Raw genomic sequence first — 7,569 nt, forward strand, 5'->3', positions numbered from 1 at the left:
ATGGTGCCACGCGGCCAGAACCCACGCGGCACGTGCTGCATGATCGAGGAGTTCGGTGCCCTGACCGGTACGACGTACACGGCCATGCTCAACGAGCCGCTGCCCGAGGTGGTCCGCAAGATCAACCTCGACGAGGAGCATGTTTACTGGAGCGATCGGGTCACGCTCCCTTACAAGCCTCATATCGGGACGCTGAGCTGCTCACCAGAGATCGATTCCATCAACTCGCTGACGCCCGACAACCACGGCGGCAACATGGACCTGCCGGACATGGGGCCTGGCAGCGTGACGTACCTGCCCGTTCGCTCGCCCGGCGCTCGCGTGTTCATAGGTGATGCGCATGCCTGCCAAGGCGACGGCGAGGTTTGCGGCGTGGCGGTCGAGTATTCGGCGACCGTCACCATCCGTGTCGACTTGATCAAGGGCTGGACAATCGATTGGCCTCGGCTCGAGACCGCCGATCTCATTATGGCGATCGGCAGTGCCAGACCCCTTGAGGATGCAACACGCATCGCTTACCGCGAACTGATCCGCTGGATGGTCGCTGAGTTCGGCTTCGACAAGTGGGACGCCTACATGCTGCTGAGCCAATGCGGCATCGTGCGGCTGGGCAATTTTGTCGACCCGAAATATTCCGTCGCGGCGGCTGTAAGGAAAACGATTATTACCTGTTAGGTTGGTTGCTGCAGGCTTTGGCCGCGAAGACAGCTATCATCGAACCGAAACGCGGACGCGCGGTATGAGAGCGACACGCCTGACGCTGGTTTGCAGCGGCATCACGCAGAGAATGCGCAAAGCGGGGTTCCCGCTGTTTGACGAGACACTGGAAAAGCGCTCGGTTGAGCTCGCTCGCGCGCTTGGTCAGCAGCTTTCGAACACGAACCGCGTGTTGGTGGCTCCATCGCTACGCGCCCAGCAAACAGCCCATTTCATGGGGCTCCGCGCAACGGTCCACGACAGCTTGCGAGACCAGAACTACGGCGCCTGGGAGGGCAAGACGCCAGATGAGATTGAAGCCGCGCAGCCCGGTTCGCTTGCCGCATGGCGAGCCGATCCCGCCTATAGTCCCGGAGGCGGTGAAGCGCTGACGGAAGTGGCCACCCGAACTGCAGGGTTCCTCGATTCAATGCTGTCGGCAGGCGGACAACTGATAGCGGTTACTCACCCGGCGGTGGTGCGGACAGCCATGATCCACATATTGGGGGCACCGCTAACTTCATACTGGCGAATCGATACCCCGCCAATTTCCTTGATTGGTCTCTATTCGGACGGTACGCGCTGGGTCCTTCGCACGTGCGGTTGACGCCTCATTTGGGCCGGAACCCGATAATTTGGACTCATCGCTTCATATGTCGTGTTTCGTGGCCAGCGCTCCGTTTGTCTCGTCGAGCAATACAAGGCCCGCGGTCCCCGGCGTCGTATCTGTTCTGAACGATCCGCGAAGGCGGTGCGATATCCGCATCCAGGACATCAGAAGAGCACATAGAGGGCGTCGATCTTTTCGGCYCGATGCGCTTCGTCGAGACCTTCGAACCGCATGAAGGCGGCCAGTCGCGCCCGCGGCGAAATCCATTGACGGCGTATAGGTGGAGGGCAAGCCGGCATCGGAGGTGCCCCCAGCGCCTAAAATCTCAATACCCAGGCTTCCACTTTTCCCTTGCCTTTGACTTCGATAGCGCCGCGCGGCTCGAAGACGAATTGGTCCTTGAGCTGTTCATAGACGGGGCGCGTCACCTGAACAGAGTCGGGAACTCCGGCAGACTCCATGCGGCTCGCCAAGTTCACTGTGTCACCCCATAAATCATAGATGTACTTACTCTTCCCAATGACGCCGGCGACCACTGGCCCGCTGTTGACGCCAACCCTGAGCTTCATAGAGACGTTGTGTTCCATGGCGTGCTCGCGGGTAATGTGGACCATGCGGATGGCCATGCGGACCATGCGCTCGGCGTGGTTGGCTACCGGTACGGGTAGGCCGCACACCGCCATATAGGAGTCGCCCACCGTCTTGATCTTTTCGATGCCGAGATCATTGGCGGCAACGTCGAAGCGCGTGAAGAGTCCGTTGAGAAACATCACGACATCGTGCGGCGGCATTTCCGATGTCAGTGCCGTGAACCCGACCAGGTCTGCGAAGGCGACCGTGACCTCGGCGAAGCCGTCGGCGATCCTCTCCTCGCCAGCGCGCAGCCGATTCGCGATCGGTGCCGGCAGGACGTTGAGCAGCAGCTGCTCGTTCTCGCGGTTCTTGTTCTCTATCACGAGATTCTTCTGGTGCAGATCCTCAACCATGCCATTGAAGGCCGAGCAGAGTTCGCCAATCTCGTCGCGCGTGCGGACCGGCACGCTGGTCGCATAGTCGCCAGCAGAGAAGCGTTTCACCCCGGCAGTGAGATCGCGGAGCGGTCCGAGCAGCGCGCGCGAAAGCCAGGCGGCGATGGCGGCCACCACGAGCAGCGCCAGTCCCCCGACAAACAGCAGATCCCGGCGGAGTTCCGCAATCGGTGCGAAGGCCTCGGCGCTGTCGATCTTTGCGACGAGAGCCCACTTGACACCGGAAATCGCGAGCGGTCCCCATGAAGCGAGCGTCGGGACGCCACGGTATCCGATGATCTCGCCCGTGCCCTCGACACCGGCGAGCGCGGCACGGGTGGCCTTGGTGTCGGCGCGCTGATGCAGCACTGGTGTCCCGTAGCGCTGAATGGCGGCGATCTCCTCGTCCGAAGCGCCGGCGAATTTGAGGTCGGCGAAGTAGTTTTCCCGGTTCTCGTAGAACACCCGCGAGCCTGAGCGCGCCAGATAATCGGGTCCGACGAGATAGGCCTCACCCGTGTCGCCGAACCCTTCCTGCCGCCAGCGGCGGTTACCAGTGACAACGTTGTCGATCTCATCATTCGACAGTTGYGCGACCAGCGCGCCGATGACGACGCCCTGGGCAATCACCGGTGCTGCCATAAAGGCGATCGGTGCGCCGCCAGACGGCGCATAAGAGGAGAAATCTTCGAGGCAGATGGCTGACGGATCTGCGATCTGCGAGCAGCGGGCGACGGCGGCCGCGACGTTGGTGCGACGGTACGGACCCAATTGAAGGGACGTGGTGAAATCCACCTCCTTCTCGACCGTATAGATCAGGCGACCTGATTTGGGATCGGCAATCATGAGATCGAAAAAGCCGACCGTGGTCGCCGCAGCGCGCATCAACGGATGATATATGGCATGCAGCCTGGTGTATTCGCTTCCGTCGCCGGCGTCGTCGAGAAGCTTGCGCCGCTCCGGCGAGTTGGGATTCTCCACAATGTAGTGATACTGCAGATAGTAGGGGGCACCACCGACCGGCAGGTAGTCCGACAGGGCTGGTTCCCTGCCTAGGGTGCGCGTCATTCCGGGGATGAAGTTCTCAGCGTACCAAACGCCGACCTTCTGCCGCAGGTCAGGCGGCGCGCCTGCCCGGTCGAGTTGGTCGACCGCGATCCGGAACTCGCGTGTCGCATCGACCACCATCTTGGAAGTGGCAAGCAGGCGCAGCTCCGCCTGGATTGTGCGGAAGTAGGTTTCAACCTGGCGCGCCTTGGTCTGACGGGCGGCCGTGAGTTGGTCGAAGACTGCTTTTTCGAGGGCGTCGCGGGCGCGGAAGTAACCGAGAACCCCGGTCACCAGGACCGCGGTCGCGCCAAGAAGGACGAGGGTTGTAAACAGCTTTGCGGCCAAGCCCCAGCCCGCGGGGCGGGATGAGCCGGTCACATCTTGAGAAGACATGAGATCTGACATTGCTTTTGCATCACGCCTTCGGGAACAGGAGCGTCGGCGTCGAGTCGGACGGCAGGCCAAGAATATGTTTCATCTGTTACCCTCTCCCTCGCGTATGCATACCAACTTTACTGCGAGACGTGGAATGCGTTGTCGATTTGCCCGTGGGACCGCACTGCGCAGAAACGTCGCGGTCGCACCGACACCGTCCCCTCGTTCTATCGCTGGGTTTAGCAACTATACTCACCAACTGCATAGCGCCGCTCCGTGCGCCGTGCCACCCCGGCGAGTAAACGGTCACGCGGACCATCCGACCAATGGCGCGGGCTATCTTCCTTTGGCTCGGCAGTAGTGCCAGACTGGATGGAGGGAGCACGACATGAGTGAGGCCCGCAAAATTGCAGCGATCCTGGTCTCGGATGTGGTCGGCTACAGCCGGTTAGCCGGCGCAGATGAAGATCGCATCTTGGCACGGTTGCGGGCGCTGCGCAGCGATCTCATCGATCCCACCATCGCTGTTCATCGTGGTCGCGTCGTCAAGCGCACAGGCGACGGGAGCCTCGTCGAGTTCAGCAGCGTGGTGGAAGCAGTGCGCTGCGCGATCGAAGTGCAGAACGCCATGCTTGAGCGCAATGCCGGGGTGCCGGATGATCGCCGCATCGAGTTCCGGATCGGCATTCACTTGGGCGACGTCGTGCAAGAACGCGATGGCGACCTGATGGGCGATGGCGTCAATATCGCCGCGCGCCTTGAAGGCATATGCGAACCCGGCAATATCTGTCTTTCCGAGCAAGCCTATTGGCAGGTAAAGTCAAGGCTCGATATCGCAATCTACGATCGCGGCGCGGTTCAGTTGAAGAACATCGCCGAGCCGATCCGGGTCTATTCGCTGCAGGTCGGAGTTCCCGCCAAGGCCAAGCCCGCGGCACCGGCTGACGCTCTCGTGCCGGAGAAATCTTCGCACCCGCTCGCGCTGCCCGACAAGCCTTCGATTGCCGTGCTGCCCTTCGTCAACATGAGTGGCGACGCCGAACAGGAATTCTTCACCGACGGGCTGACGGAGGACATCATCACCGATTTGTCGAATGTGTCCGGCTTCTTCGTCATCGCCCGCAACTCCACCTTCGCCTACAAGGGCAAGCCCACCGACGTCCGTCAGATCGCTCGCGATCTGGGCGTCAAATATATTCTTGAGGGCAGCGCACGGCGATCCAACAAGCGGTTGCGTGTCAATGTGCAGCTAATCAATGCGACCGAAGGCGGCAATCACGTGTGGGCCGAGCGCTTCGACCGCGATATCGCCGACATCTTCGACGTTCAGGACGAGGTCACGCGACGCGTCGTTGAAGCGATTTCTGGCAAGCTTGGTGACAAGAATATTGTTGCCCATTCCCGACCGTCAAATCTGGAAGCCTATGATCTTTGTGTCAGGTCGCGAGGCAAATGGAATGTTTCGCGATCAGACACCAGTGAGGCCTGTGACGATTTGAAACGTGCCGTACAGATCGATCCGAACTACTGCGAAGGGCACAGCAATCTTGCCCTATCATTGCTATTTAGTTGGTTTATCTGGGGAGGCCCGCAGACGCCTCGTCGCGCAGAGGCTCTAATGCACGCGCAACGAGCGGTGGAAATCGATCCCGGCGATTCTCACGCACGCATGGTTGTGGGCTGCGTTCATCTCCACGAGCGGAATTGGGATGAGGCGAAATTTCAGTTCGATGCTGCCATTCGGATAAATCCCAACAATGCAGATGCAGTGGCATGGAGCGGTGAGCTTCAGACCTATTTAGGCGAACCGCAAGCAGCGCTGAAGGCGTGCGCAGAGGCGCTGCGCTTAAATCCTCGCGCTCCCGGTTGGTATTTCTGGATTATTGGAGCGGCTCAGATCTCCGCCGGTTACTATGAAGAAGCTATTGCATCCTTAAGCCGGGAAGAAACCTATGGGACCGGTTCGAGAGAGCACCTGATTGTCGCACTTGCCCTTGCCGGCCGCGTTTCGGAGGCACAGGAGGAGGCACGGATATTCCTTGCGGGAAATCCAAATTGGAGGTTCGCTGATTTCTCTGCGAACTCCCCCTTCAAGAGCCGGAGCTCTGCGCAGCCGTTTGTTGATGGCTGGCGTCTGGCGGGCCTGCCAGATTAGGCATGGCAAGGGGCCGTTTTCCAAGGGACCTGGCAATTAAATCTATGCCGAAAGGCTCGAACAGTCGCGACTCTTCCCCTTCCACAAGCTCCAGGCCAGTTCCTCGCCGTCACGCGCAAGATTTCTACGCCACGCGTGGTTGAGCCGGCCGGGGTTTGACCACGGTGGCGAGTACGATGCCGGCGACGATGAAGGCCGCACCGACCAGATCGTAATCGTGCAAGTCCTCGCCGAGCAGCAGATAGGCGAGTATGGCGACGAACACCGTCTGCAGATAGAGCAACATGCTCGCCCGGCTCGCGCCGAGCGTTTCCACGCTTTTGTTGTAGAGATAGTACATCAAGGCGCCGCCGGGACCTGCCAGATAGGCGAGCGCGAGAATGCTGTGGACGTCCATGGCGGAGCGTTCGTCGTTGAACAATTCCCACAAATGGAAAGGCAATGCGACCAGCGCACCGGCGCCGAGCAGCAGCACGACCATCGGCAGGAGTTCGATGCCGAATTTGGCACGGCGCAAAAGCACGGTGTACAGGCCCCAGCTGAACGCGCTGCCGACGATCCACAGCTCGCCGGCGTTGAACTTGAGTTGCAGCAGCGCCGTCAGGTTCCCGTGGGCAACGATGAAAATCATCCCGGCGAGCGCAACCAGCGCGCCAAGCGACTTCCACAGGCCGAGCGGCTCGCCAAGCACGAAACGGGCGAGCACCATGGTCATGACAGGCGACAGCGCCATGATGATGCCGGCCGTGGTGGCGTCGGTGTCGTTGAGGCCATGGTAGATCATACCCTGGCACAGCGTGAGGCCGATCGCCCCCACGGCGACGACCTCCACGGCGCGAGTTCGCAAAAGCCCTATCATCGCGTCGTGATGATGGTGCACAATCGGCAGCAGGATTGCGCAAGCGAGCGTCAGCCGCCAGAAGCAGAGGCCCCAGGGCGGCATTTCAGGCGCCACCCATTTGGCCGCGATATAGACCCCAGCCGAAAGCAGCCAGCACAGGACGGCGGTCGGATAGCCGGTCAAGGAGGATACGGGCCCGACCACGGGTTGCGCGGCTTGATGCGCTATCGGCATTGCCTGCATGTCATGCCCTCCCCCTTCGATGACGTTGGCCCGTGGGGCAATATAACCTGCGTCGTTGGGTCGTGCATTCGTTTTGAAATGATGGGGTCGAAAAGGAATCTGCTCTCGGCCGCCATGTGTCTTTCGAGGGAGCGAATAGGCTCTTTCCCGCGCCATCCTCAGCGGGCTGCAATCACAGGGTCTTGCGCGGTCGCTCTCACGAAATCAAACAGTGCCGGCGTCTGGGCGTGTCGGGTGGTGTCTTCGAGAAGATTGGCATCGGGGCTGGAGTCCCTGGTCTTCTCGATCTTGCCGGCGAGCACATCCTGGTAGAGGCCGGGCACCCGGGTTTCGGCATAGGTCAGCCATTCCTTCATGGTGACCGTGCCATCGCCGTCTGTGTCGGCAAGCTTGTGCGTGCTGGTTCCGGTCGTCAACCCCTCCTTGAGCGCATAGGTCAGCAGCCCCTGGCCGAGTGAACCGCTCTCCAGGGCAACGTCGTCGGCCTGGGTGGCCGCAAGGATGCGCATGCCCTTGTCATAGGCCAGTTGACCAAGCCCGTGATCGCCCATCGGACCAGGCTTGAAGCCTTCCGGCACCCCCGCCGCGGAGT

Annotated in this window: 6 protein-coding genes; 3 read left to right on the forward strand and 3 right to left on the reverse strand. The window is 60.8% G+C overall.

The window, feature by feature from the left end:
• Together ACXJ7R_RS19710 and ACXJ7R_RS19715 are read left to right on the forward strand one after the other, a co-directional pair.
• The coding region (locus tag ACXJ7R_RS19710; protein ID WP_457153307.1) for an acetamidase/formamidase family protein at positions 1–675 on the forward strand (675 nt) is incomplete at its 5' end.
• A 64-nt stretch (positions 676–739) separates the two neighbouring features.
• Positions 740–1,303, forward strand: a complete 564-nt coding sequence (locus ACXJ7R_RS19715; protein WP_457153308.1) for a histidine phosphatase family protein — start codon at positions 740–742, stop codon at positions 1,301–1,303.
• Between the two features lie 320 nt (positions 1,304–1,623).
• On the opposite strand, the gene ACXJ7R_RS19720 is transcribed toward ACXJ7R_RS19715, so the two are convergent.
• The gene (locus ACXJ7R_RS19720) at positions 1,624–3,756 is read right to left on the reverse strand and encodes an adenylate/guanylate cyclase domain-containing protein (protein ID WP_457153312.1); all 2,133 of its coding nucleotides are present in this window, start codon (positions 3,754–3,756) and stop codon (positions 1,624–1,626) included.
• A 370-nt stretch (positions 3,757–4,126) separates the two neighbouring features.
• On the opposite strand from ACXJ7R_RS19720, the gene ACXJ7R_RS19725 reads away from it, so the two are divergent.
• Positions 4,127–5,893, forward strand: coding sequence for an adenylate/guanylate cyclase domain-containing protein (locus ACXJ7R_RS19725; protein ID WP_457153309.1), 1,767 nt, complete (start codon positions 4,127–4,129; stop codon positions 5,891–5,893).
• Positions 5,894–6,017: 124 nt separating this feature from the next.
• Here the strand turns inward: ACXJ7R_RS19725 and ACXJ7R_RS19730 are convergent, their stop codons facing one another.
• Positions 6,018–6,977: a DMT family transporter gene (locus tag ACXJ7R_RS19730; protein WP_457153310.1), complete on the reverse strand. Its 960-nt coding sequence runs from the start codon at positions 6,975–6,977 to the stop codon at positions 6,018–6,020.
• 158 nt (positions 6,978–7,135) lie between these two features.
• Positions 7,136–7,569: hypothetical protein (locus tag ACXJ7R_RS19735; RefSeq protein ID WP_457153311.1), on the reverse strand; the 434-nt coding region annotated here is incomplete at its 5' end.

It is taken from the genome of Mesorhizobium sp. P5_C1, from assembly GCF_054049815.1.

Excerpts from the sequence above, each read along its gene's own strand:
- ACXJ7R_RS19715 (WP_457153308.1), top strand. The coding sequence starts at position 740 with ATGAGAGCGACACGCCTGACGCTGGTTTGCAGCGGCATCACGCAGAGA.
- ACXJ7R_RS19725 (WP_457153309.1), top strand. The coding sequence starts at position 4,127 with ATGAGTGAGGCCCGCAAAATTGCAGCGATCCTGGTCTCGGATGTGGTC.
- ACXJ7R_RS19730 (WP_457153310.1), bottom strand. The coding sequence starts at position 6,977 with ATGCAGGCAATGCCGATAGCGCATCAAGCCGCGCAACCCGTGGTCGGG.